Origin of the sequence: Pectobacterium sp. HCp5_1, from assembly GCF_032905925.1 — a bacterium.
In the GTDB taxonomy this organism is placed as follows: domain Bacteria; phylum Pseudomonadota; class Gammaproteobacteria; order Enterobacterales; family Enterobacteriaceae; genus Pectobacterium; species Pectobacterium brasiliense_A.
The window spans coordinates 1-1,389 of record NZ_JAUMIO010000082.1 but is presented as its reverse complement, the minus strand read 5'-3'; the positions used below and the strand labels follow the sequence as shown (position 1 = coordinate 1,389).

At 53.3% G+C, this 1,389-nt stretch carries 1 protein-coding gene; it reads right to left on the bottom strand.

From position 1 onward, the window contains the following. Window position 1 precedes the first annotated feature (1 nt). On the bottom strand, window positions 2–1,312 hold the full coding sequence (locus Q3A88_RS21810) for an IS4 family transposase (RefSeq protein ID WP_233991360.1): 1,311 nt from the start codon (window positions 1,310–1,312) through the stop codon (window positions 2–4). Window positions 1,313–1,389 lie beyond the last annotated feature (77 nt).

The window sequence follows — 1,389 nt, the reverse complement described above, 5'->3', positions numbered from 1 at the left end:
TTTATCTACGGGCCTTACTGTATTTTTGGGGCCTTTCTTTTACTATTCGTGGGAAGGCCCTTTCCCTTCTTATCGGTAATTTCACCAGTTGTCCCTGGCTTTCAAGATCACGCATTAGTTCCGGGATGCGGCCCGGTGAAGCACCCTGTAGTGTCATCAGCATTCGCATCACCATTCCGCACGATTCTGAGAAACTCAGCTGATTTGGCCAGTATCCTTTCAGATGTCCTGCCATTTTAATCATCTGATATCTTACAAGATTATAGGCCAGTAATACTCCCCATAACTCCTGCTCCACGAGCTCAGGTTTCTTACTTCGCAGTGTCAGCCTGCTCAGTTGCATCGTCTGCTTTATCTCACGGTAGCCCAGCTCGATTTCCCACCGGTGGCTGTACAGGTCCGCCATCTCTCCACCAGGGAAGCGCAGCGCATCCGTCATCGACGTCAGCAGATGACAGACCTTTCCTTTGCGGGTCAGCGTCAGTAGCCGTGCGGTGATTTCCTCCCCCAGACCCGGCCACTTTTTACGGGCCTGTGGACTGGTTTTCAATTTTACCAGATGATCACCTTTACCCAGCTTCCTGACCTCTTCATACTGCGCCCCCTTTTTCAGCGGGATCAGCCAGTGCCGGTGTTTCCCCGCCTGATTCCAGGCATTCAGCAGACCCAGTGCGTAATAGCCTTTATCGAGTAAAGTCAGCGTGTTATCACCTGTCTGTGCTATCAACTGTTCTGCAAGCGCATTTTCACTCTCTTTCATCGTGCCAAAGGCTGCAGCCGTGAGCAGATGGCTGGTCAGCTCCATCTGGCAGACCATTTTTACCTGTGGATAGAGTCCCGGTTTTCCGCCATGTGTCTGGCGCGGGAAGGCGGCATCATTTTCTGGTGTATCCGGCGTTCGCCAGACCACGCCATCCACGGCCAGCAGAGTCAGGCCACACCAGCGTGGATGGGGCGTTTCACTATGCCAGAGCTGTGCAGTTTGTGTGAACACACGGCGAACGGCCTCACTTCCCAGGCGCTGGCGAGCCTGAATCACGGCACTCGGGGCGACAAAGGGACGGTTACCCGGCAGCATAATATCCAGACGGTTAACAATCTGGTGAAGGGGCTCTTTACGTTCAAGCGCCATGCCGACAATGCACCAGACCATCATTTCAAGCGGGAGACGTCGCTTGCGTAGCGTGACCGTGCCGGACTCGGCGAGACAACGTGAGACGAGTTCGGGGTCGAGATAATCTCCCAGAGAAGTCAGTGGGTTACGCAAAGAGTCGTAACGGGATACCAGATCAAGAGCCTGTCCAATGTGCATAAAAAAATCCGGAAACGGGTGAGCATTTCCGGATTTTTACACAGCCACTGGATCGGTCAACCGATCCTTAACTGATC